This is a genomic window from Croceicoccus bisphenolivorans (assembly GCF_001634625.1).
Taxonomy (GTDB): domain Bacteria; phylum Pseudomonadota; class Alphaproteobacteria; order Sphingomonadales; family Sphingomonadaceae; genus Croceicoccus; species Croceicoccus bisphenolivorans.
Genome location: NZ_LRSE01000009.1, coordinates 104,630 through 125,904 on the forward strand (window position 1 = coordinate 104,630; position 21,275 = coordinate 125,904).

The 21,275-nt window shown below is 64.2% G+C and carries 23 protein-coding genes; 11 read left to right on the forward strand and 12 right to left on the reverse strand.

The features are described 5' to 3' along the window. Positions 1-82: 82 nt before the first annotated feature. On the reverse strand, positions 83-955 hold the full coding sequence (locus A7A77_RS11320; protein ID WP_066557921.1) for an OmpA family protein: 873 nt from the start codon (positions 953-955) through the stop codon (positions 83-85). Between the two features lie 139 nt (positions 956-1,094). Further along, positions 1,095-2,039 (reverse strand): isoaspartyl peptidase/L-asparaginase family protein, encoded by a 945-nt coding sequence (locus A7A77_RS11325; protein WP_066558117.1) that lies wholly within the window; start codon positions 2,037-2,039, stop codon positions 1,095-1,097. A gap of 156 nt (positions 2,040-2,195) precedes the next feature. Here A7A77_RS11325 and A7A77_RS11330 point away from each other — a divergent pair, with 156 nt between their 5' ends. Next, positions 2,196-2,759, forward strand: coding sequence for a GNAT family N-acetyltransferase (locus A7A77_RS11330; RefSeq protein WP_245638458.1), 564 nt, complete (start codon positions 2,196-2,198; stop codon positions 2,757-2,759). On the opposite strand, the gene A7A77_RS11335 is transcribed toward A7A77_RS11330, so the two are convergent. After that, on the reverse strand, positions 2,754-3,107 hold the full coding sequence (locus tag A7A77_RS11335) for a hypothetical protein (protein ID WP_156500534.1): 354 nt from the start codon (positions 3,105-3,107) through the stop codon (positions 2,754-2,756). The genes A7A77_RS11330 and A7A77_RS11335 overlap by 6 nt on opposite strands. 154 nt (positions 3,108-3,261) lie before the next feature. Continuing rightward, positions 3,262-4,287, reverse strand: coding sequence for a zinc transporter ZntB (locus A7A77_RS11340; RefSeq protein ID WP_066557926.1), 1,026 nt, complete (start codon positions 4,285-4,287; stop codon positions 3,262-3,264). Between the two features lie 163 nt (positions 4,288-4,450). On the opposite strand from A7A77_RS11340, the gene ispG reads away from it, so the two are divergent. The 3 genes from ispG to A7A77_RS11355 all read left to right on the forward strand — a co-directional run bounded on the left by ispG (position 4,451) and on the right by A7A77_RS11355 (position 6,889). Beyond that, a complete protein-coding gene (gene ispG, locus A7A77_RS11345; protein WP_066557929.1) occupies positions 4,451-5,587 on the forward strand; it encodes a flavodoxin-dependent (E)-4-hydroxy-3-methylbut-2-enyl-diphosphate synthase in 1,137 nt (378 codons plus the stop codon). Between the two features lie 64 nt (positions 5,588-5,651). Beyond that, on the forward strand, positions 5,652-6,194 hold the full coding sequence (locus A7A77_RS11350) for a retropepsin-like aspartic protease family protein (protein WP_172799894.1): 543 nt from the start codon (positions 5,652-5,654) through the stop codon (positions 6,192-6,194). Between the two features lie 89 nt (positions 6,195-6,283). Continuing rightward, positions 6,284-6,889, forward strand: a complete 606-nt coding sequence (locus A7A77_RS11355) for a murein L,D-transpeptidase catalytic domain-containing protein (RefSeq protein ID WP_245638459.1) — start codon at positions 6,284-6,286, stop codon at positions 6,887-6,889. 329 nt (positions 6,890-7,218) lie between these two features. On the opposite strand, the gene A7A77_RS11360 is transcribed toward A7A77_RS11355, so the two are convergent. Together A7A77_RS11360 and A7A77_RS11365 are read right to left on the reverse strand one after the other, a co-directional pair. Beyond that, a complete protein-coding gene (locus A7A77_RS11360) occupies positions 7,219-7,776 on the reverse strand; it encodes a hypothetical protein (protein ID WP_066557936.1) in 558 nt (185 codons plus the stop codon). A 70-nt stretch (positions 7,777-7,846) separates the two neighbouring features. Then, the gene (locus A7A77_RS11365) at positions 7,847-8,737 is read right to left on the reverse strand and encodes a prephenate dehydratase (RefSeq protein ID WP_066557939.1); all 891 of its coding nucleotides are present in this window, start codon (positions 8,735-8,737) and stop codon (positions 7,847-7,849) included. A gap of 203 nt (positions 8,738-8,940) precedes the next feature. Here A7A77_RS11365 and A7A77_RS11370 point away from each other — a divergent pair, with 203 nt between their 5' ends. After that, entirely contained in the window at positions 8,941-9,591 is a 651-nt protein-coding gene (locus A7A77_RS11370) for a c-type cytochrome (protein WP_066557941.1), read from the forward strand. Between the two features lie 74 nt (positions 9,592-9,665). Here A7A77_RS11370 and A7A77_RS11375 read toward each other — a convergent pair whose 3' ends face one another. Together A7A77_RS11375 and A7A77_RS11380 are read right to left on the reverse strand one after the other, a co-directional pair. Next, the gene (locus tag A7A77_RS11375; RefSeq protein ID WP_066557943.1) at positions 9,666-10,535 is read right to left on the reverse strand and encodes a metallophosphoesterase family protein; all 870 of its coding nucleotides are present in this window, start codon (positions 10,533-10,535) and stop codon (positions 9,666-9,668) included. Next, entirely contained in the window at positions 10,528-11,391 is an 864-nt protein-coding gene (locus tag A7A77_RS11380) for a diacylglycerol/lipid kinase family protein (RefSeq protein ID WP_066557945.1), read from the reverse strand. The genes A7A77_RS11375 and A7A77_RS11380 overlap by 8 nt, the downstream gene beginning before the upstream one ends. Before the next feature lie 430 nt (positions 11,392-11,821). On the opposite strand from A7A77_RS11380, the gene A7A77_RS11385 reads away from it, so the two are divergent. Then, positions 11,822-12,133: a UrcA family protein gene (locus A7A77_RS11385; protein ID WP_066557947.1), complete on the forward strand. Its 312-nt coding sequence runs from the start codon at positions 11,822-11,824 to the stop codon at positions 12,131-12,133. Positions 12,134-12,264: 131 nt separating this feature from the next. Here A7A77_RS11385 and A7A77_RS11390 read toward each other — a convergent pair whose 3' ends face one another. The 3 genes from A7A77_RS11390 to A7A77_RS11400 are packed head-to-tail and all read right to left on the reverse strand — an operon-like array spanning position 12,265 to position 16,025. Then, positions 12,265-13,005, reverse strand: coding sequence for a LytR/AlgR family response regulator transcription factor (locus A7A77_RS11390; RefSeq protein ID WP_066557950.1), 741 nt, complete (start codon positions 13,003-13,005; stop codon positions 12,265-12,267). A 26-nt stretch (positions 13,006-13,031) separates the two neighbouring features. Then, complete coding sequence (locus A7A77_RS11395) at positions 13,032-14,453, reverse strand: sensor histidine kinase (protein WP_245638460.1); 1,422 nt, start codon at positions 14,451-14,453, stop codon at positions 13,032-13,034. A gap of 45 nt (positions 14,454-14,498) precedes the next feature. Next, a complete protein-coding gene (locus tag A7A77_RS11400; protein ID WP_066557952.1) occupies positions 14,499-16,025 on the reverse strand; it encodes a fumarate hydratase in 1,527 nt (508 codons plus the stop codon). 267 nt (positions 16,026-16,292) lie between these two features. Here A7A77_RS11400 and A7A77_RS11405 point away from each other — a divergent pair, with 267 nt between their 5' ends. From A7A77_RS11405 to A7A77_RS11425, 5 genes are all read left to right on the forward strand, one after another. Beyond that, entirely contained in the window at positions 16,293-16,967 is a 675-nt protein-coding gene (locus A7A77_RS11405; protein WP_066557955.1) for a protein-L-isoaspartate O-methyltransferase family protein, read from the forward strand. After that, positions 16,967-18,415, forward strand: coding sequence for a TolC family outer membrane protein (locus A7A77_RS11410; protein ID WP_066557958.1), 1,449 nt, complete (start codon positions 16,967-16,969; stop codon positions 18,413-18,415). The genes A7A77_RS11405 and A7A77_RS11410 overlap by 1 nt, the downstream gene beginning before the upstream one ends. A 40-nt stretch (positions 18,416-18,455) precedes the next feature. Further along, the gene (locus A7A77_RS11415) at positions 18,456-19,229 is read left to right on the forward strand and encodes a DUF2497 domain-containing protein (protein ID WP_066557966.1); all 774 of its coding nucleotides are present in this window, start codon (positions 18,456-18,458) and stop codon (positions 19,227-19,229) included. A gap of 7 nt (positions 19,230-19,236) precedes the next feature. Next, a complete protein-coding gene (locus A7A77_RS11420) occupies positions 19,237-19,623 on the forward strand; it encodes a (2Fe-2S) ferredoxin domain-containing protein (protein ID WP_425388567.1) in 387 nt (128 codons plus the stop codon). Between the two features lie 127 nt (positions 19,624-19,750). Beyond that, positions 19,751-20,824, forward strand: coding sequence for an NAD(P)H-dependent flavin oxidoreductase (locus A7A77_RS11425; protein ID WP_066558133.1), 1,074 nt, complete (start codon positions 19,751-19,753; stop codon positions 20,822-20,824). Positions 20,825-20,833: 9 nt separating this feature from the next. Here A7A77_RS11425 and A7A77_RS11430 read toward each other — a convergent pair whose 3' ends face one another. Then, positions 20,834-21,145 (reverse strand): hypothetical protein, encoded by a 312-nt coding sequence (locus A7A77_RS11430; RefSeq protein ID WP_066557969.1) that lies wholly within the window; start codon positions 21,143-21,145, stop codon positions 20,834-20,836. Between the last annotated feature and the right edge of the window lie 130 nt (positions 21,146-21,275).

Sequence of the window (21,275 nt, forward strand, 5' to 3'; positions counted from 1 at the left end):
GCAGGGTGACAGGGTGTAACCTTTGTCACCCTTGTATCGCTGATGCAGCCAAACGGGGCGGGACCGGCCCGCCCCGTGTGCATTACATCCCGTCGACGCTCTTGCTGACGAGGATGTTGACCGCGACGCGACGGTTCTGGGCCTTGCCCTCCGGCGTCGAATTGTCGGCCAGCGGATCGGCCGAAGCCATGCCGGTGGGCGAAAGCATGCGCCACGGCTTCCAGCCGCAGGCCTGCTGCAGATAGTTCACGACGCGGCCCGCGCGCTTTTCGGAAAGCGTCTGGTTCACTTCGTAGCTACCGGTCGAATCGGTGTAACCGACGACAAGCAGCAGCGCGTTATCCATGCTGTCCGCTTCCTGCGCGGCGGCGCACAGGTTCTGTTCGGCATCGGGGGTCAGACCGTACTTGCCGGTATCGAAATAGACGTTGGTCGTGCCCTTGATGTTGTACTTGTCGATGTCGGCCATGCGATCGCGCAGTGCGTCGGCCATCGCCTTGTTCTTGGCGATTGCCGAGCTGTGCGCGGCAAACTGGCGTGACGTGCCGTTGCGCACCATCTGCGCCATTTCGAGCTGCTTGCCTTTGAACTTCACCTCGGTCGCGACAAGCTGGTTGCCCCAGCGCATCGTTTCCACCGTGACGGGCAGGCCGGGCAGCAGCGATTCGGCACCGTGATCCTTGCCGCCCATGCCAAGGAAGCCGCCGCCGCCCTTGATCTTGGTGCCGCTGTCGAGGTTGATGCTGGCGACATCGCCAGTGTCCATCGCCACCTCGATCACGTTGTTGCTGCTGGCGGCAATAACGCCTTCGATTTTCGGACCTTCAGAGGCGCGATCACCGATTACGGTTGCGTAGACCCCGTTATCGGATCCATCCGCCGCTTGCGCCGAAACAGGCAGGGCAAGCAGGGCTAGCAGTGACAGGGCCATCGGTTTCCCGGTTACGACGATCATTGCGCTACTCCTTCATCCATACAACGCCATTCATGCGTTGCGCGCGCAGCGAACCCTTGCAAGGAGTGGTAACGATCGGGTTAACGCGCGCCAAGAGGGGGCAGAAAGTGACCAACAGCCCGTTGCCCGCCGGCAACAGCTATCCGGCGTAGATCGCGGTTTCTCTGAGGCCCTCCGAATTGGATCGGCCACGGAACATGCCCGGCGTGTTGAAGGCAAAACCGGCCGAACCGTCGGGTGCGGCAAAGATCACACCGCCTTCGCCGCCCAGCGCGCCGACTTCGGACATCACCGCATCGGCCGCCTGCTGCGCGGTTTCGCCCAGCATCCGCATCCGCGCATTGATTTCATGGGCCGCGGCGATGCGGATGAAAACTTCGCCGGTGCCGGTCGCCGATACGGCGCAGCCGCGATCGTCTGCATAAGTGCCCGCGCCGATCACCGGCGTGTCGCCCACCCGGCCCCAGCGCTTGCCGGTAAGGCCGCCGGTGCTGGTTGCCGCCGCGACATGGCCATGACTGTCCAGCGCCACCGCGCCGACCGTGCCGTACTTCAGATCGGTGTCGAACCATGCGCCATCGCCGCGTTCGCCCTTCGCGCGAAATTCCTCCCACTGCGCGCGGCGATGGGGCGTGGCGAACCATTCCGGATCGGCCTGCTCGACATCACTTTCCACGCCGAACCGGTTGGCGCCTTCGTGGCTGAGCATGACGTGGGGGGTCTGTTCCATAACGGCCCGCGCGGCCCGAACCGGATTGCGGATGCAGGTCGTGCCAGCCACCGCGCCTGCCGCACGGGTGGCCCCGTCCATCACGGCTGCGTCCATCTCGTTATGCCCTTCGAAAGCGAAGACCGATCCGCGCCCTGCATTGAACTGCGGATCGTCTTCCAGCACGGCGACGGCGGCGACAACCGCGTCCATCGCCGTCCCGCCACCGGCCAGAACCGCCGCCCCCGCATCGAGCGCTGCCGCAAGGCCGGCAATAAATGCGGCGTCCTCCTCGGCAGAGAAGCGGCCCGGCTTCATCGAGCCGGCCCCGCCATGAATGGCAAGGCTCCATTGCAAATTCGCGGCATCGGGCATCTCGGTATCCTCAGTGTCGGCCACGGGCTGATCCTATGGTAATTGACAGTGCTGTCCACATGGGCGCATCCACCCCATTGCGCCAGCCCCCACACACGGGCATGGGGCGCCGCGCCGCCCACCCCTCTGGCGGTTCGATCCTGGAGTTTCAAGGCGATGAATATGCTGCAAGGCATGGCCGAACGGAAGCAGACCGCAAGCAGCGAAATCATATTCCGCAACGCCACGCTAGAGGATCGCGACGCTCTCGTCGCACTTGGCCGGGCTAGTTTCGATGCCGCCTTCGGGCATCTCTACACACAGGAAAACCTCGCCCGGTTCCTGCATTCCGCCCACTCGCCGGAGAAAGTGGCCGCGCAGCTTGTCGGCGGACACGTAGCCTATCGCCTTGCCTTCAGGGGCAGGCGCCTGGCGGGATACTGCAAGCTGGTCGAAGGCGCGCAATTCGGCGACCATTCCCATGCGAAACGTCCGATCGCACTGTCACAGCTCTACACCGATCCCGCCTCAACCGGGCAGGGTATCGGCGCGGGCCTGATGGACTGGGCACTGGCGGAGGCGAAGCACAGGCGCAAGGACGCGATCCAGCTATCGGTATGGAGCGAGAACGTGGGCGCACAACGGTTCTATGCCCGATACGGCTTCGCCAAAATCGCGGATATCGATTTCTGGGTCGGAGAACACCGCGATGACGAGTTCCTCTACGAACTGAAGCTATAGGCGTTCGATCGCAATTGCCTCGCACGTCTTGTCCGCGGGCAGGTTGACCGGCGCATAGCAGACCCGCGCCTCGCGCGTTTCGCCGGGCCTCAGGTTCTGGAATACCGCCAGCACCCGCTGGCTTTCGCCGCCTGCGACATCGTGGCTTTCCCCCGGCAGCAGGCGCACGTCGGCAGCCGGCGTGTCCGTCTGCGCACCGATGGCGAAGACCCGGAACGTGCGCCGGACATTGTCGGAGTTGTGCACTTCGATAAACACCGATTCCATCGAACTCGACGTCGTGCGCGTGGTGACGGAATCACCATCGCCGCCGAAACCGATCGTTGGAACCAGTGCAACCGTCAGCACGACCACCGGGATGGCGAGCAGCTCCTTGATGCAACCGAATCCTTATGCCCCATACGGCGGCAAGGATTCGGCATGAGGCATGAAAATCGGCCACGGAGGGGCTTAGGTAGTCGCCCCTATGCCATCGCTGACCATGGCGTTGACGGCAATCGCGTCAGAACCACTTCCAGCGCCAGAACAACGCGAACTGCATGACCAGAATCGCACCGCACAGCGCCACGACTTCCCAGAAAGCGTTGGGATTGCCGGTCCCCGGCATCCCGCCGACATTGATGCCGAGCAGCCCCGTCAGGAAACCCAGCGGCAGGAAAATCGCGGCAACGATCGTGAGGAGGTAACTGGTGCGTTCGGACCGGGCGACAGCGCGGGCGCGGATATCGTCCTGCAGCACGACCGCGCTTTCCTTGGAAATGTCGATATCGTCGAGATAGCGGGACAAGCGGTCGATCGTTTCGGCGATCTCCCGCCGGTCGTGATCCTCGAACCAGTCCGGCGCATCGCGGCTGATGCGCTCGAACGCTTCGTGCTGCGGGCTCATGTGGCGTTTTAGGGCAAGGCAGTTGCGCCGGATCGTCGCGATCTTTTCCAGCAGCGCTTCATTGTCACCGTCGAGGTCGGCGTCCTCCAGCTGGTCGATATGATCGTTCATGTCGACGATCGATCTGTTCATGCGCGCAATCATCTGCTCGGTAAGGGATGTGATCAATGCACCAGCATCGGTCGGGCCATGGCCGGCATCGATCAGCGCCAGCGTGTCGCGTGGGGTCTGCAGCGGGAAGCGGCGTAGCGTGATCACCCGCTTGCCGTCGCTCCACAACTGCATCGAAACCATGTCCTCCGGCTCGGCATTGGGGTTGAAGTTGATGCCGCGCAGCGTGGCCACCAGCGTGTCCCCTTCGCGAAAGGCGCGCGGGCGGGTCTGGTCGGATACCAGCAGTTCGGCTGTAGGCTCGGGAATGGAAAGGGCATGCTCCAGCCAGTCCTGTATGCCATGCTGGTTGCGGCACATGTGCAGCCAGATGACCTCGTTCTCCCGCCCGCTGCCGGGCAGGCCCGGAGACCATTCGCGCGCCTCTTCCCATGTTACCGCGCGCCCGCCGCCCTGCCCGTCAAGCACGCGCCCGAACAACAGCGCTTCGTCGCCCGCCACGTCATCGGTCCACTGCACGTTATCCTGCATCCCGGCTCCTTCTTGCCAGCCTTCTATGCCGTGAAGACGCGCAATTTCATACCGCCCTCGAAACTGCTAGGAAAAGCACCATGTTGTCATCAAGACGATCGGGCCGTTATGCGAACCCGATGGCGGCGCATTCGCCGCATTCGAAAGGCTACGGGTTAGAACTATGAACGCGATCCGCCCCTGGCGCACGATCGAGCGACGCAAGTGCCGGCAGATCATGGTGGGTTCGGTGCCCGTGGGCGGCGATGCCCCGATCACCGTGCAGACGATGACCAACACGCCGACAGAGGACGTGGCCGCGACGATCGACCAGATCCGCCGGTGCGAGGATGCGGGTGCGGACATCATCCGCGTGTCCTGCCCCACGGAAGAATCGACCGCGAACTTCGACCAGATCACGAAGGCGTCGAACATTCCGGTCGTTGCCGACATCCACTTCCACTACAAGCGCGCGCTGGAAGCAGCCGACAAGGGCGCGGCCTGTCTGCGTATCAATCCTGGAAACATCGGCAGCAGCGAGCGGGTGGCCGAAGTCGTCCGCGCCGCCAAGGCCAACGGCTGTGCGATCCGCATCGGCGTGAATGCTGGGTCGCTGGAAAAGGACCTGCTGGAAAAATACGGCGAGCCTTGCCCCGAGGCGCTGGTGGAATCGGCACTCGATCATATCAAGCTGCTGCAGGACCACGATTTTCACGAATACAAGGTGGCGGTGAAGGCCAGCGACGTGTTCCTTGCCGTCGCGGCCTATCAGGGCCTTGCCGACGCGGTCGATTGTCCGCTCCACCTTGGCATTACCGAGGCAGGGGGCCTGATAGGCGGGACGGTGAAATCCTCGATCGGCATCGGCAACCTGCTCTGGGCCGGAATCGGGGACACGATCCGCGTCTCGCTTTCGGCAGAGCCGGAGCAGGAAGTGCGCGTCGGGTTCGAGATCCTGAAGTCGCTGGGCCTGCGCACCCGCGGCGTGCGCGTCGTGTCCTGCCCGTCCTGCGCCCGCCAGGGCTTCGACGTGATCCGCACGGTCCAGACGCTGGAGGAACGGCTTCAGCACATCAAGGTGCCATTGTCGCTCTCCGTTCTCGGCTGCGTTGTCAACGGACCGGGCGAAGCGCGGGAAACCGATATCGGCATCACCGGCGGCGGCAACGGCAAGCACATGGTCTACCTGTCGGGCGTGACCGACCATCACGTGCAGTCCGGCGACATGCTCGACCATATCGTGAACCTTGTTGAGGCGAAGGCCGCCGAGATCGAGGCGGACATGATCGACGCGGGCAAGGCTACCGAAACGGCGGGATAACGGCCTGCGCCGCTTCGGGGGCACATTTACGCTATCTTCAGTCCCACGCGTCATGATTGCCCGCATGAAGTTGGGATCACTGATCTGGCTCGGCGCGGGGCTATGTCTGGTTGGCATCATGATGCCGGCTGATCATAGTCGCATGAACGATCCGCCGCAGGCCGTGTCCGGCACCGGCAGTCTGACGGTCGATGCGGTGGAGCCTTTCGACCATACCGGTTCTCAGGACTACCTCGGCGGTGAAATGGTGCTGCAGCAGCAGAGCGACGGCCATTTCTATGCCAGTCCCTCGATCAACTCCGTGCCGGTGGATGCGCTGATCGACACCGGGGCCAGCGTCATCGCGCTGACCGGCGCCGATGCCGAAGCCATCGGCCTGTCGTGGGACCAGAGCCAGATCCGCACGGTGGGCCGCGGAGCCAGCGGGCCGGTGCAGGGTGTCGCTGTCCGGCTGGACAAGGTCGAACTCGGCAGTTTCGAGGTTCACGATGTCGACGCGATGATCATTCCCGAAGGGCTGCACGTCACCCTGCTGGGCCAGAGTTTCCTGTCGCGCATACCCGAAGTGCAGATATCGGACGGCAAGATGCGACTTGCCGAATACTGATCGCGGCAGAACGCGCTCGATTCAGTGCAAATCAATCTGCGCCATGTTATAAACGGGTCATGGTGAAGGCTGCGAACAGACGCGATTTGTTGAAAGGCGCACTCGTTGCGGGTGCCGGCCTTGCGCTGCCCGGCGCGTTTCCGGCGCGTGTCTTTGCGCAGGCAAGTTCGCTGACCCCTCGGGATCGCGCCGTGCTGGATGTGGCCAAGCGCGAGATCGAACGGGCAGGATCGGCATTGTGGCACAAGGACATGGCCGCGATCGCCGATTTCGGCGTCCATTCCGCGCTGCCGCGCTTCCACTTCGCCAATCTCGAAACCGGCACCGTGCGCAGCTTCCTTGTCGCACATGGCATGGGTTCCGATCCCGAACATGACGGCTGGCTCAACACCTTCTCCAACGTGGAGGGATCGAACGCCACCAGCCGCGGCGCGTTCATCACGTACGAGTGGTACAAGGGCAAGTACGGCACCTCGATCCGGCTTGGCGGGCTGGACCCGGAAAATTCCAACGCCCTGCCCCGCTATATCGTCGCCCACGCGGCGGAATACGCGACGCCCGAACACGTGGCGAAATGGGGCAAGCTGGGCCGATCCAACGGCTGTTTCGCGATGAGCCCGACGGACTTTCGAGAGGCCCTGTGGAATATCTCGGGCGGCCGCCTGATCTATTCGGACAAGCTCGGCCTCGGCTGAACCAATCCGGCATCGCTATCCGGCAGCAGGGTGACAAAGGTGACACCCTGTAACCCACATCCAGCAGCCGCAAACCCGCAGGAAAGCTGGCGTTGCGCCCGCATGTCACGGGTTACACGTTGCGGGGCAGCGCCCTGCGATTACCGACGATTGCAAAGAACCGCGCACATGATGACGCGGGAACCACGTGTAGGACAGCACTATCTCGCGCCCTCTTCAACCCACCCCGCTGCGACTAGCCGAGCCTGACGGCCCGCCAAGTCTCGCGCCCCTCCCGCAAGCTGGAAGGGTTGGGGGTGGGATTATCGAACGGTGAAAAGCGGAAACCGTCAGTCAGGTTCATTTACGGAAATCAGCTGCTCGGCTTTCACAAGACCGACATGCGTTTGGTAATAGTATTTGTCAGTGCGCTCGCCGTCCGAGTAAAAATCAACCTGAACGCGTCTCGCCACGCCGAGAACTCGGATTGTCTTGCCTAGCAAGGCCTGTCGCAGATCGCCGCCAAATTGTTCGTTCAGGGCCTTTTGCGCCTCGGGCAGGATCGCAATCGTAAGGCAACGCTGGTCACGGTAGTCTTTTTCGGAATTCAGATAGACGAGACCGTCTTGGGTTCCGATGGCAGCCACGTTCATTTCGAACGCGGCGAATACGCCTTCGGGCGCGGCATCGGCTGCTTTTACCACGGCTTCGATCGGTTTCAGCACAACTCCGCGATAGGGCCGTGGGGCCGGTTCGGCGGCGTGTTGCTCTTTCTCGCCGCCTTCTGCCGAGACGTTCGGTTCATTCTCTTGATCACGCGATATTTCGGCGACGGCTGGCAGGGGCGGCGGGGGCGCATCCGATGGCGCGACGAACACCGCCGCCAACGCAAAAGCCAGTTCAATCATGCAATGCTCCGTGAGTGAAGCACCGACAATGCGAACGCTTCAAGTCACCATTATTACAGCGGAAGCCCCCTCAGGCCCGCTCCCGCCCCATGGGATAGCAGCCCAGCAGGCGCAGGTTCTTGGAGTAGAAACCCAGTTCCTCAAGCGCCAGATCCACCGCCGGATCGCCGGGCTTGCCCACGATGTCGCAGAAGAAGCGTGTGGCGGCAAAGCTGGCCCCGTCCTGATAGGATTCCAGCTTCGTCATGTTGACGCCGTTGGTCGCAAAGCCGCCCAGCGCCTTGTACAGCGCGGCGGGGATGTTGCGCACCTCGAACACGAAAGTCGTCATCGCCGGCCCCTCGATCTCCGCCGGGTCCAGCGGCGCGCGCGACAGGATCACGAAGCGCGTCATGTTGTCGTGCTCGTCCTCGATCCCCTCTGCAATGACGTCGAGTTCGTAGAGCTTGGCGGCCAGCGGCGGGGCGATGGCGGCAACCGCAGGATCGCGATCCTGCGCCACCTTGGCCGCAGCGCCCGCCGTATCGGCATATTCCATCGGCACGATACCGCGTTCCCGCAAATAATGGCGGCACTGGCCCAGCGCCTGCGGATGGCTGAAAACGGCCTCGAACGGCCCGTGACCCACCGCCATCAGCGTGTGGGTGATCGGCATGAAGTGTTCCGCCGTGATCGACAGGCCCGATTCGGGCAGCAGGAAGTGGATGTCGGCAACGCGCCCGTTGGCACTGTTCTCGATCGGGATGATCGCACGGTCGGCCCGGCCGTCGCGTACTGCGTCGATCGCGTCGGCAAACGACCAGCACGGCATCGGCAGGCATTCGGGATCATGGCGCAACGCCGCGATGTGCGAATTGGCGCCCGGCGCGCCCTGAAACGATACCGCGCGGGCGGGATCGGCGGCGGCGGCGCGGTTCAACTGCTCTGCAAGGGCGAGCGCGGGATCGGGATAACTGTGCATGGCGGCAGGTGCGTTAGGCCGCGCATCGCCCCGTGCCAAGCCCTGCTCTGCACCGTGATTGGCGCGGGCGACATGCCGCAGGGCAGCATCCGGGCGTCATTTCGGGGCGAATGGCCCTTGCGCTGGCGCAGCGCTGCAACTAGAGCGGCGCGCAAACCTCCGTTCGGGGGTTGTGACAGGGACATCGCGCGGGTTTTTGCAAGATGAGCGACAAGTTCAACACTATTGCCGGCTGGGCACTTTTCGGCGGCATCGTGGCCATCGGCCTTTCGAGCGTCAGCGGCCGCGTCTTCATGGCCGACAAGCACCACGCGCCTGAGGAATCGGGTTACGCGATCGCCGCCGCCGAAGGCGAAGGCGAAGGGGACAGCGGCCCGTCGCTGGCCACGCTGCTCGCCACGGCCGATGTCGCCGCGGGTGAAAAGCTGTTCGCCAAGTGCAGCGCCTGCCACACCGCGAACCAGGGCGGGGCCAACGGCATCGGTCCGAACCTGTGGGGCACGCTGGGTGAGGAAATCGGCCACGGCAAGGGCGGCTTCGCTTTCTCCTCCGCGCTGGCCGACCACGGCGGCAGCTGGGGCTTTGACGAAATGGACGCATGGCTCGCCAGCCCGAAGGCTTTTGCCGCGGGCACGAAGATGAGCTTCGCCGGCCTGTCGAAGGCTGAAGACCGCGCCAACATCATCGCCTATCTCAACTCGCTGGGCTCCAACCTGCCCCTGCCGACACCGGAAGCACCGGCGGCAGAGGAAGAAGGCGCAGAGCAGCCGGCAGCAGAGGAAGCACCCGAGGGTGCGGACGCGGCAGACGCGGAAGTGACGACGCCGGTGGCGGAGGAAGCGCCTGCGAACTGATCGCCGTTCAAGGCATAACGAAAAAGGCCCGCCGGTTTGTTTCCGGCGGGCCTTTTTCGTTTCGGCGGCGATGGTCAGTGTACCGGCGGGTCCTCTGCCGGAACGCGGTTGACCGGCGCGACCGGCTCGCCTTCCTCACGGGGAGGCATGGCGTTTTCGGGCACATCGGGGATCATCATGTCCGCACTCGGCACATCCTCAAGATTGCGGACGACGACGCGGATCCCTCCGCCGGACAAGTGCAGTTCGTTGAAGCTGGGCGGGGTGGAACGAAGCCGCTGCGACAATGTGCCCGCACCGATCATCCGCACCGGCCCTTCCGGCGTATCCTGCATCAGGTCGAACGCATCGTGGACATGGCCCGACATCACGGCCAGCACGCCGCGCTTTGCCAGTTCGGCCAGTGCCTTGTTCCCGCCCCGCGTCAGCGCGGTGCCGCGCGTGCCCACTTCCACCAGCGGGTGGTGGCAGGCGACCAGCGCGCGCGTACCGGCAGGCAGGGCATCGATGGCGGCAAGGCAGGTTTCCAGCGCATGGCCGGTGATCCAGCCTTTCGACCAGTTCAGCCGCCACTGCGCGCGCGCCGCTGTTTTCAACGGAACGATGGCCACGCCGGGCAAGTCGATCTCCCGCTCCACCAGTTCCTCGATCGCGCGGAACCGGCGATAGGGTGCGACGAACCGCTCGACCGGATTGAAGTACGGCATGTCGTGATTGCCGACCTCCACCGTAACCGGCACGTTCAGCGCCCTTATCCATTCGGAAGCGGCGGCAAATTCGTGGTGGCGCGCCCGCATCGTCAGGTCGCCGGTAATCGTGACCGCGTCGGGACGGCGGCGTTCGATCTCTGCCGCCACCCAATCCAGCGCCCGTTCGTCGGCAAGGCCGAAGTGAATGTCGCTGAGGTGGAACAGCAAACGATCGCCATCGGCGCATTCAGTCATCGGGGGTTGCCCCCGCCGTCACCAGCAGATCGACTTCGCAGGGCACGATCGCGAACCGCGCGCGCGCGGGCAATGTCGCAGGCTCTCCGTCGATCAGTGCTTTCAACGGTTCGTTTGCGGCACTGTCCATCGTCATCGCCTCGAATGTTCCCAGGTCGTCGTGCGGTCCTTCGCGGAAATCCCGCTTCACCAGCGCGACACCCTGCTGCGCATACTCGCCAACCGTTTCGGAATGATAGGCCGCGACCGACATTTTTTCGCCTTCCGGCGTCATCACGATCAGCGGATAGCCCTCTTCCTTCCCGATAGCCGGATCGACCACGCGGACACGGGTGCCGCCGGTCGATTCGCCCAGGGCCTCTGCCGCGCCGCCGGCCATGGCGAGGATATCGCCCTGTCGCATCGCTTCGCGCACGTCGTTCCATGCCGTACCCGGCCCGACCATAAGTCCCGCAAGCGCGTCTCCCTTGCCGGAGCGGACGACGGCGGGGCGTTCGGCGCGGGCCTGTCCGCTGGCCACGCGACACACGATCTCCTCTGCCGAAACGTCGCCGTGAAGGCGGATGGAAAGCAGGTTCATCGTGCCGCCCGGCAGGATCAGCACCGATCCGCCCCAGCCATAGAGGCCGGTGACCAGAGCGTTGATGGTTCCATCGCCGGTGAAGATGGTGACAAGGTCGATGCCGGCGGCGTCGAGTTCGTCCGCGCTCGGCAGGTCTTCCTTGGGAAAGCGGATCACGCGGTCCAGATCGATCGCCTGGTCGGTGCAGCAGTCGCACAGCGCGTCGAATGCCGCACGGTCATAGCTACCGCTATCAGGGTTCACGACCAGCCAGGTCTTGCGCGGAATGTTCATGTCAGTTGGAAAACCGGAAGCGCGCGGCGGTTCCCGATGCTAGCTCCCTTCAGGATTTTGGCATGCAGGAAGGGTATCATAATTTGCAAGGAGGCGTATGTCGCTATGCAATAAGATCGTCATTTATGAACTTGCCCGTTACTTTTCAAAATTAGCTTACATTCGTGTAAATTATTTTATTTGCCGCAATGGAGCTTGACTTGGTTTCCTGTGAAACTTTGGTAAATATTTCATTAATTTGGAGTCGACTCGAAGTAAATATCCAAGTAAATGGCGTTCGTCGGTCGAATAATGTCGTTCGTCGTTTTGGCACGACACAGGTCGGGCTCTATTGTCCCTTGGCAGACTTAGCAGGGACAGACGCCGCAGTGCGGTTCACAACAGGATCACCCGATCGCGAAACCGAACCGACAGACACTGGGGGAATACCATGTTCAAGTCTCTTATCGTTCCGGCCGCTGCCGGTATCGCCGTCCTCGCCACGCCCGCTGCGGCGCTTGCTGGCGAGAACCTGTCTCAAAACCGTGTCGTGGTCTCGATCAATGACCTCGACATATCCACCAGCGAAGGCGCGGCAGAGATGCAAAAGCGCGTCCGTGCCGCGACCTACAAGGCGTGCCTCTTCGACGAAAAGGGCCAGATCGTCTCGCCCGAAGCGCAGAACGCCTGCGCCCGTGTGGCCATGAAGAAATCGGAAACGCAAATGGCGCAGAAGATCGCCAATGTGCGCTACGGCGGCTGATCCCGAGCCGTCGCAACTAGAGCCCCGGCCGGATCAGTCCCCCGGCCGGGGCTCTTTCACCCGGTGATGCAATGAAGGCGGTGCCGATGCGGCAGCCGCCTTTTTGTCGGCCCCGTTAGCGCCTGACTCAACTACCGTCCGGCCATGGCCTTCACCGCCTTCAGGTGCGTGCGCCCGATCCGCACCGGCTCGCCCTTCGCGATTTCGGCAGACCATACGCCCAGCCCTTCGTGGCGCAGGCCGGTGATGAAATCCTTCTTCAGGATCGTCGACCTGTGGACACGGATAAAGCTTTCGGGATCGAGCCGTTCTTCCAGCGATCCGATCGTTTCCAGCAGCAGGTGGCTGGTTTCGCCGACGTGCAGCCTGACATAGTCGCGCTCTGCATCGATGCGATGGACATCGGCGGCGGCGATACGCAGCAGTTCGGACCGGTGGGGAACCCAGAATTCCTCGATCCAGGGTGTCGGTTGCGGCGCCCGGCCCGAACCGCGCCGGTTGAACGCGCGGTCGATCGCGCGTTCCAGCCGGTCCTGCGCGACGGGCTTCAACACGTAGTCCACGGCATCGAGGTCAAAGGCCTCCACCGCGAAACTGTCATGCGCCGTCACGAAAACGACGGCAGGGCGATCGGCGGGGTCGGCCACGGTTTCGGCGATGCGGCGGGCCACGGAAAGCCCGTCGACTTGCGGCATCGTCATGTCGAGCAGGACGAGATCGGGCGTCAGCGCCTCTATCATGCGCAGCGCCGCCGCACCGTCGCCCGCGGTGCCGACGATGCGCAATTGCGGCATGCGGGCGCAGATCACCTGCATCCGCTCCACCGCCAGCGGTTCATCGTCCACGATCAGCGTTGCAAGCGTTTCCGTCATGTCCCCGCTTTCCCCCCGGGCATTGCCTATTCCCCGTCCACGCCGTCGTAGGGCGCACCGCTGGCCGCGAACGACAGCGGCATGCGGATCACGGTGCGCCAGCCACTGTCGGCAGGGCCGCTCACCACGTTTGCCGCATCGCCAAATCGCGCCTTCAGCCGGTCGCGCACATTGGCAAGGCCGATGCCGAAGCCGTGCTCCTTGTGCTCCGCCGCCGCGCCCGGCCCGTCGTCGGACACCGTCACAACCAGCCGCTCGTACTCCTCGCGCGCCGTCAGCCGGATCGTGACCGGCCGGTTGACCGGCGCGACGGCATAACGGACCGAGTTTTCGACCAGCGGTTGCAGGATCATGCCGGGAATGCGCGCATTGGCAAGCTCGGTCGGGATATCGATCTGCACCCTCAGCCGGTCGGGAAAGCGCACGGCCTCGATCTGGAGATAGAGGCGTTGCAACTCGATTTCCTCGGACAGGGGCACGTCATGCGTCGGGTCGCCCGAAAGCGAGCGGCGATAGAACGTACTGATCGTCTGGATCATCGTTTCCGCCTGCTCGTTGCGGTTGGTCATCACCAGCGCCGACAGCGAATTGAGCGTGTTGAACAGGAAGTGCGGATTGACCTGATAGCGCAGAGAACGCAGCTCCGCCGCCTTGGCCGCACGGCGGTATTCGCCCTCCCGCCGCTCGGCCACGCGGGCCTGCACCGCCTGGCTCATCGCAATGTAGAGCGCGCACCACGACAGCAGCAGGAAATAACGGCCCAGTGCAATGTCGGTCAGCTGCTGCCACATGATCTTCTGGCGCAGCGGTTCTTCCAGCCGCACCATCTCTGCCTCCGCCTCGGCCGCGGCGCGTTCGGCATCCTCGCGCATCTGCTTGACTACATCGTCCGGCAACGGAGGGGCGGGGGGCGGAGGGGCATCCACCTCGCTGGCCGTTTTACCCGGCGGGACAGGCGGTGGCGGAGGGGGTGGAGGCACATCTTCGGTCGGCACGCCGGGCACATCGACCAGCAGGTTCCCGGCCTCGTCACGGCGGATGCGCACACCCTGATCGTTGCCCACGTTCTTCACGATCTTTGCCTCGACATCGGCAAAGGCCTGCTGGTTGATGACCGCAAGCAGAAGCGACGCCGGAACCGTGGCCAGCACGGCCACCAGAATGCGCAGGCCCATGCGCCGGTTGTCGAACCCGCGCAGCAGCAGCCAGACCAGCACGGTGACGCCCACGCCCGCCAGCGCCACGACGAAACGGCGGGTAAGCAGCGCATCCTGATAATCGAATTCGAGAACCAGCCCGCGCGCTGTCGCCATCGCGAAATAGGCGGCCCACAGGATCACCATCGAGACCAGCACGGTCCGGATGCCGACACCTTCGGCACGCGGTGCGCCGGTTATTTCATTCTCGTTCTTCACCCCGCCCTGATAAGCCGCGCTTTGGCGGCGCACCAGTGGGCGTACGTTCCCGGTCGAGCCGAATCCGCGCTTGGTCGATCAGGTACCGGGCAGCAGGTGCTCTGCCGCGATCTTTTCCTGCCAGACCAGCGGGGCGAGCCGGTGCACGTTCTGCCCCTCGGCATCGACAGCGACCGTGACCGGCATGTCCTCGACCTTGAATTCGTAGATCGCTTCCATGCCCAGATCCTCGAACGCGACGACCTTGGCTTCCTTGATGGCACGCGCAACGAGATAGGCCGCGCCGCCGACCGCCATCAGATAGGCAACCTTGTGCTTGGCGATGACATCGGTTGCGCCCTGCCCGCGTTCGGCCTTGCCGATCATGGCCAGAAGGCCAAGCTCGAGCATCTGGTCGGTAAACTTGTCCATGCGGGTCGCCGTGGTGGGGCCAGCGGGTCCGACGACTTCGCCGACGATCGGATCGACGGGGCCGACATAGTAGATCGCGCGACCCTTGAAATCGACGGGCAGTTCCTCACCCTTGGCCAGCATGTCGGCGATACGCTTGTGCGCCGCGTCACGGCCGGTCAGCATGTGGCCCGACAGCAGCAGGCGGTCGCCATGCTTCCAGCCCTTCACTTCCTCGTGCGTCAGCGTGTCGAGGTTGACCTTCTTCGCCGCCGCGTCAGGCTTCCAGCCCACGTTCGGCCACTCGTCAAGGTTGGGGACGGGGATGAAGCTGGGGCCGGAACCGTCCAGCGTGAAATGCGCGTGGCGGGTGGCGGCGCAGTTCGGGATCATGGCAACCGGCTTGCCCGCGGCGTGGCACGGCCAGTCGTAGATCTTGACGTCGAGCACGGTGGACAACCCGCCAAGGCCCTGCGCACCGATGCCCAGCGCGTTTACCTTGTCGTAGATCTCTACACGCATCCGCTCGATATCGGTCTGCGGGCCGCGCGCCTTCAGCTGGCCCATGTCGATCGGGTCCATCAGGCTCATCTTGGCCAGCTTCACGCAATGTTCGGCCGTGCCGCCGATGCCGATGCCCAGCATGCCCGGCGGACACCATCCCGCGCCCATCTGCGGCAGCATTTCCAGCACCCAGTCGACGATGTTGTCGCTGGGGTTCATCATCTTGAACTTCGACTTGTTCTCGCTGCCGCCACCCTTGGCCGCGACGTCGATGCTCACCTTGTCGCCCGGCACCATTTCGACCGACAGCACACACGGCGTGTTGTCCTTGGTATTGCGGCGGGTGAAGGCCGGGTCGGCAAGAATGGATGCGCGCAGCTTGTTGTCGGGGTTGAGATAGCCGCGGCGCACGCCTTCATCGACGACTTCCTGCAGGCTCAGCTTCGATGCAAGGCGGCAGTTCTGGCCCCACTTGATGAAGACGTTGACGATGCCGGTGTCCTGACAGATCGGGCGGTGCCCTTCGGCGCACATCCGGCTGTTGGTCAGGATTTGCGCGATCGCGTCCTTTGCCGCCGGATTCGCTTCCGCCTCATACGCCTCGCCCAGCGCCTTGATATAGTCCATCGGGTGGTAGAAGCTGATGTATTGCAGCGCGTCGGCCACGCTGTCGATCAGATCCTGTTCCTCGATCACCACCATGTCGGACATCGCTTGGGCCCCTTCTTGCTAACCGGTTTCGAGCCGCGCCTTAGACCCGCGAACCCATGATGGGAAGCCGCTGCTGCAAATGCGAGCAACCGGCGCGGCGTGAAGGGCTTGGCGGGCGGGCGCATATGGCGTAGGGCCGCGCGCAGGTCTTGCACCCCGACGATCCGGCCCATCGAATCTTGACGCCGGTGCCGCCATGGCGCAAGTGTATTGCATAGATAGGACAGTGGCTTTTTGCCCGCGTCCGCAGCAGAGAGTGAATACGCGATGGCCACCGCTGCCGCTGCTTCCGCCGCAACTACCGTTTCGGGCGGGGAATACGCCCGCGCCCGCCGCGCCATGATCGATAGCCAGCTGCGCGTCAGCGGTATCAACGATCCGGCGATTCTGGCCGCTTTCGCCGCTGTCCCGCGCGAGGATTACGTCGCCGCCGACCAGCGCGCGACCGCCTATGTCGACCGTGCCCTGCCGCTTGGCGAGGGCCGCGCCCTGTCCGCCCCGCTGTCGCAGGCCCGCCTGATTCTCGAAGCCGCGCCGAAGCAGACCGACAAGGTCCTGCTTGTCGCTGGCGGCACCGGCTATCTTGCCGCCGTGCTCGCCCCGCTCGTCGCCTCTCTCGACGTGGTGGAGGATGATGCCCGCCTGTCCGGCAATGCCGCGGCCAAGGCCGGAAGCTGGCACAAGGGCGACCTTACCGCCGGTTACAAGAAGGGCGGACCCTACGACCTGATCGTGATCGACGGCGCGGTAGAGGCGCTGCCCAAGGCTTTTGCCGCGCAGCTTGCGCCCGATGGCCGGCTCGTCACCGGCACTGTCGAGCGCGGCGTGACCCGCGTCGCGGTTGGCCGCCTTTCCGACAAGGCGATCGCGCTACAGCCGGTTCACGATATCGCGATGCCGGTGCTTGCCTCCTTTGCCGCTCCGAAGGAGTGGTCGTTCTGATGATCGGGCAGAAGGGCCGCACCGCCGCCGCGCTGCTGGCCGGGGCGGCGCTGCTTGCCCCCGCTGCCGCACTGGCCGATACGCTGCAGGAAGCGCTCGCGCTTGCCTATCAGACCAATCCCACGATCCAGTCCGCCCGCGCCGACCTGCGCGCGAACGACGAGAATGTGCCGATCGAGAAATCGGACGGGTTGCCCAGCATCGGCGGCAGTGCCCAATATGTCGAGGCGTTCAAGCAAAGCTCAAGCAGCTTCACCGCGCCCGACCGTTACCTGAACGCCGGTGTCGAACTGTCGGTGCCGGTCTATTCCGGCGGATCGGTGAAGAACTCGATCCGCGCCGCAAAGGAACGGGTGCAGGCAGGCCGCGCCGACCTGAAAGCGACCGAATCGGGTATCTTCGCACAAGTCGTGGCCGCCTACATGGACGTGATCCGCGATTCCGCGGTCGTCCAGCTGAACCAGCAGAACGTGGAAACGCTGCAGGTCAATTTCCGCGCGACGAGCGACCGGTTCGAGATCGGCGACCTGACGCGGACAGACGTGGCCCAGTCCGATTCGCGCCTTGCCATCTCGCGCAGCGACTTGCTGACCGCGCGTTCGAACCTCATCGGCAGCCGCGAACGTTATATCCAGCTGGTGGGCAAGCCGCCGGTCGCGCTTGCGCCGCCGCCGCCGCTGCCCGGCCTGCCTTCCGGCCCGGACGAGGCGGTGGACGTTGCGTTGGCCAACAATCCCGACCTGATGGCCGCGCGCGAACGCAGCCAGGCTGCGAAGTACGATATCGAGGTTGCCGGTGCGACCCGCCTGCCCCGCGTGGAACTCTATACCAGCGGCGCCTACGTCGATTATTTCGGCACGCTGGCGCGCGGCACCGAAGGCGTAAGCCAGAGCGAGACGACCGCGCAGGCGGGCGCGCGCTTGACCGTGCCGATCTTCCAGGGCGGCTTTCCCGCCGCGCTGGAACGGCAGGCACAGGCCCGCGCACAATCGACGATGGAAACCGAAATCGCCATCGAACGCGACGTGATCGCCCAGACGCGCGCCGCCTATGCCGCGTGGATCGCCGCGAACGAGGTTATCGAGGCGACGACGACCGCCGTTTCCGCAGCTTCGCTCAGCCTGGAAGGCGTGCGGGCGGAAAATACGGTGGGCAACCGCACCATCCTCGACATCCTTGATGCGGAGCGTGAATTGCTGTCGGCGCAAGTCCAGTTGGTGGCCGCGCAGCGCAATGCCTATGTCGCCGGATTCTCGCTGCTGGCCGCAATGGGAAAGGCAGAGGCGGAGGACCTGAACTTCGACGTCGGCCCGCTGTATGACCCCGTCGTGCATTACGACAGCGTGAAGAGCGCGATCTTCGACTGGCGGATGGAGCCGGACCCTGTGGCCCAATCGACCCGCACCGTTGACACGCCCGCGCAAGACGCGGACATTCAAGGCGAATAGACGGCCGGGAAGGCCCCGGCCAGACGATAGGAGCTGCCGCGTGCAGAAGGACGGGGAACCCTCGGTCGAAGATATCCTGCGCTCGATCAAGAAAGTCATCTCTCGCGATGACGAACAGGGCGGACAGGTCGGATTCACGCCCTCTTTCGCCGGCTCGCGCCCGTTCGGGCACCGAGAGGGATTTGCCCCGACGCCTGCTGCCGCGAATGCCACTGACGACAAGGCGCCTGATAGCCATGCGCAGGGCGGGAACGACGTCTACGACCTTGGCAACCTGCCCAGCGGAGAAGCGCCCGTCGTGCCGGAGCTTGCGGATGAACCCGTTCCGCTACCCGCAGCCTTCGCATTGCCGGACGACGAGGACGAGGACAGCCACCTTGGCGCGATAACTTCGGCGGGATCGCGGTTCACATCCGAAGTGGATCAGGAAACAGATGAGGCCTCCGGCGAAGACGCGGAGGAGGAACCTGCCATCACCCTGACACCGCCGGATGCCCCCGCGCAGGCAGAGGCAGCGCCCACCGCTGCTCCCGAACCCGCCAAGGCTGCATTCAAGCCCGCCGCCAAGGCGGATGCCACGGCAGACGAAGGCCTGATCGCCGGTGCCGCCGCAGCCGCCGTGCGCAGCCAGCTTTCGACGCTGAGCAGCCTGTCCGCCGCCGCGCCCAAGGCCGAAGCCCCCGCAAATCCGCTGGAAGACGTGGTCCGCGACATGCTTCGCCCGATGCTGAAGGAATGGCTCGACGCCAACCTGCAAGGCATTATCGAGCGCATGGTGCAGGACGAGATCGCCCGCATCACCGGACGGCGCTGAACCCGCCATGGCGCGGATCGCCGGGCCGGATCTGATCGCCCGCGCGCGTGCCGAACTTTCGGTGATGGGCGGGGGAGAGACGTTTTCGCGCCACATCTTCCTCTGCGCGGACCAGACCAAACCCAAGTGCTGCCCCAAGAAACAGGGCCTCGAATCGTGGGACTACCTGAAGACCCGCCTTGCCGAACTGGGGCTGGACCGTGCGGGCGGCGTGATGCGCACGAAGGCCAACTGCCTGCGCCTTTGCGTGGCGGGACCACTGGCCGTCGTCTATCCCGACGGGGTCTGGTATCACTCCTGCACGCCGGAGGTGCTGGAGGAGATCATCCAGCAGCACCTGATCGGCGGAGAGCCGGTGGAGGCGTACAGGCTGACGGTGCCGGAAGAAGGCTGAACGGCTGGATTCGAGATGTGTGTTGCGATGCCTTATCGCGACGAACCGCCCGTTTTCAACGATCACCTTCAGTCATGCCCGCGCCCATATGCGGACCAATCCGCATAATTCGGATATCAGGCGTCCCATGTCTTTCCTCGATCGTTTCCGTCTTGAACTGCCATTGATCCAGGCGCCGATGGCCGGTGTCTCGACGCCCCTTCTGGCCGCTGCGGTCTGCGAAGCAGGGGGGCTGGGATCGATCGGCGTGGGTGCGACGGATGCCGCTGGCGCAAGGGATATGATCGAGGAATTGCGCCATCGGACCGAACGCAGTTTCAACGTCAACCTGTTCGTCCACCAGGAGGCCGAGGCGAAACCCGCTCGTGAAGCCGCCTGGCTGGAATGGCTTGCCCCCCTGTTTGCAGAGTTCGACGCCGCACCTCCAAAGGCTTTGCGTACCATCTACAGGAGCTTTGCCGACGACCCTGAAATGCTGGCAATGCTGCTGGAACTGGCACCACCGGTGATCAGCTTCCACTTCGGACTGCCTGCGGCGGATGTCATATCCGCGTTGCGCGCGCGCAGCATCTATCTGATGGCGACCGCAACCAGCCTGGAAGAAGCACGGGCGGCAAAGGCGGCCGGAATCGATGCCGTAGTTGCGCAAGGGATCGAGGCTGGCGGTCATCGCGGCATTTTCGATCCGGCATCCCGTGATGATGCGCTTGGCACCTTCGCGCTCACGCGCATGCTGGTGCGGGAAGCGGAGTTACCGGTAATTGCCGCGGGCGGAATCATGGATGGCGCCGGAATTGCGGCCGTCTTGCAACTCGGCGCCGTGGCAGCCCAGCTCGGCACGGCGTTCATCGCATGTCCGGAATCGGCCGCCGACGATGCCTATCGAACGGCCCTCGCCGGCCCGGGCGCGTACCATACGGTCATGACATCGCTGATATCGGGCCGGCCGGCCCGCGCCCTTGCCAACCGCTTCACGGCCTTGGACAAGTGCGAAGACGGGCTGCTCCCGCCGGATTACCCCATCGCTTACGATGCAGGGAAAGCTCTTCACGCAGCAGCCAAGGCACGCGGTGATTATGGCTTTGGGGCACAATGGGCTGGACAGGGTGCACCATTATCCCGTGCCATGCCTGCAGGGGACCTTGTTCGAGAGCTGAAGAAAGAACTCGAAAGCTGCCAAACCGGGTTACATCGGCATTAGCCGCCGGCCCTACTCGATATTATCCCACGCATCCCTGGCCGAATCGCCCAGCCGGTCGTCCACCGCCTCGTCATGTCCCGTCCCGCTCGACAGGAAGACGAGACCCATCAGCGCCGCCATCAGCATCATTGCCGCCGTCACGCCTAGCGCCGTCGCGATGTAGAGGTGGATCGAAACCAGCCCGTTGCGCCAGTACAGGAACGCCATCGCGATCAGCACGGTCGTGCTGGTCAGCCCGAACATCCACTTCATCAACCGGCGATAGCGCGCCCATGCATGGGCGGCGTTTTGCGGGTCGTCGAGAGGCGAGGGGCGCGTCATGGCCCTACCCCCATGAACCTCGGCGGACCTGCTGGCAAGTCGCCCGTACATCTGTCATGATGCACTGCATCAAGAGCCGTGACCTGCCGGATGCGGGGCGGGTGCGGTGCAGCTGTTGGGAGACGGGACC

Excerpts from the sequence above, each read along its gene's own strand:
- A7A77_RS11320 (WP_066557921.1), bottom strand. The coding sequence starts at position 955 with ATGATCGTCGTAACCGGGAAACCGATGGCCCTGTCACTGCTAGCCCTG.
- A7A77_RS11325 (WP_066558117.1), bottom strand. The coding sequence starts at position 2,039 with ATGCCCGATGCCGCGAATTTGCAATGGAGCCTTGCCATTCATGGCGGG.
- A7A77_RS11330 (WP_245638458.1), top strand. The coding sequence starts at position 2,196 with ATGAATATGCTGCAAGGCATGGCCGAACGGAAGCAGACCGCAAGCAGC.
- A7A77_RS11340 (WP_066557926.1), bottom strand. The coding sequence starts at position 4,287 with ATGCAGGATAACGTGCAGTGGACCGATGACGTGGCGGGCGACGAAGCG.
- ispG (WP_066557929.1), top strand. The coding sequence starts at position 4,451 with ATGAACGCGATCCGCCCCTGGCGCACGATCGAGCGACGCAAGTGCCGG.
- A7A77_RS11350 (WP_172799894.1), top strand. The coding sequence starts at position 5,652 with ATGAAGTTGGGATCACTGATCTGGCTCGGCGCGGGGCTATGTCTGGTT.
- A7A77_RS11360 (WP_066557936.1), bottom strand. The coding sequence starts at position 7,776 with ATGATTGAACTGGCTTTTGCGTTGGCGGCGGTGTTCGTCGCGCCATCG.
- A7A77_RS11365 (WP_066557939.1), bottom strand. The coding sequence starts at position 8,737 with ATGCACAGTTATCCCGATCCCGCGCTCGCCCTTGCAGAGCAGTTGAAC.
- A7A77_RS11370 (WP_066557941.1), top strand. The coding sequence starts at position 8,941 with ATGAGCGACAAGTTCAACACTATTGCCGGCTGGGCACTTTTCGGCGGC.
- A7A77_RS11375 (WP_066557943.1), bottom strand. The coding sequence starts at position 10,535 with ATGACTGAATGCGCCGATGGCGATCGTTTGCTGTTCCACCTCAGCGAC.
- A7A77_RS11380 (WP_066557945.1), bottom strand. The coding sequence starts at position 11,391 with ATGAACATTCCGCGCAAGACCTGGCTGGTCGTGAACCCTGATAGCGGT.
- A7A77_RS11385 (WP_066557947.1), top strand. The coding sequence starts at position 11,822 with ATGTTCAAGTCTCTTATCGTTCCGGCCGCTGCCGGTATCGCCGTCCTC.
- A7A77_RS11390 (WP_066557950.1), bottom strand. The coding sequence starts at position 13,005 with ATGACGGAAACGCTTGCAACGCTGATCGTGGACGATGAACCGCTGGCG.
- A7A77_RS11400 (WP_066557952.1), bottom strand. The coding sequence starts at position 16,025 with ATGTCCGACATGGTGGTGATCGAGGAACAGGATCTGATCGACAGCGTG.
- A7A77_RS11405 (WP_066557955.1), top strand. The coding sequence starts at position 16,293 with ATGGCCACCGCTGCCGCTGCTTCCGCCGCAACTACCGTTTCGGGCGGG.
- A7A77_RS11410 (WP_066557958.1), top strand. The coding sequence starts at position 16,967 with ATGATCGGGCAGAAGGGCCGCACCGCCGCCGCGCTGCTGGCCGGGGCG.
- A7A77_RS11420 (WP_425388567.1), top strand. The coding sequence starts at position 19,237 with ATGGCGCGGATCGCCGGGCCGGATCTGATCGCCCGCGCGCGTGCCGAA.
- A7A77_RS11425 (WP_066558133.1), top strand. The coding sequence starts at position 19,751 with ATGTCTTTCCTCGATCGTTTCCGTCTTGAACTGCCATTGATCCAGGCG.
- A7A77_RS11430 (WP_066557969.1), bottom strand. The coding sequence starts at position 21,145 with ATGACGCGCCCCTCGCCTCTCGACGACCCGCAAAACGCCGCCCATGCA.